The sequence below is a fragment of the Leifsonia sp. SIMBA_070 genome (assembly GCF_046534635.1).
Classification (GTDB): domain Bacteria; phylum Actinomycetota; class Actinomycetes; order Actinomycetales; family Microbacteriaceae; genus Leifsonia.
The window spans coordinates 1-249 of sequence record NZ_JAWRYK010000680.1 but is presented as its reverse complement, the minus strand read 5'-3'; the positions used below and the strand labels follow the sequence as shown (position 1 = coordinate 249).

Annotated in this window: 1 protein-coding gene; it reads left to right on the top strand. The window is 69.5% G+C overall.

Annotation, left to right across the window (positions count from 1 at the left end):
• On the top strand, positions 1-249 hold a 249-nt coding region (locus SB754_RS21965; RefSeq protein WP_410784420.1), incomplete at its 3' end, for a macro domain-containing protein.

The window sequence follows — 249 nt, the reverse complement described above, 5'->3', positions numbered from 1 at the left end:
ATCAGCAACGGAGACATCACCGCCAGCACCGCCGACGCCATAGTGAACGCCGCCAATTCATCGCTGCTGGGCGGCGGAGGCGTGGACGGAGCGATCCACCGCGCAGCGGGCCCGGATTTGCTGGCGGCATGCCGGGAACTGCGCGCAGGAGACTGGGCAGGCGGCCTGCCGGTTGGAGAGGCGGTGGCCACTCCCGGGTACAACCTTCCCGCCCGCTGGGTGATTCACACCGTTGGCCCGAATGCCCGG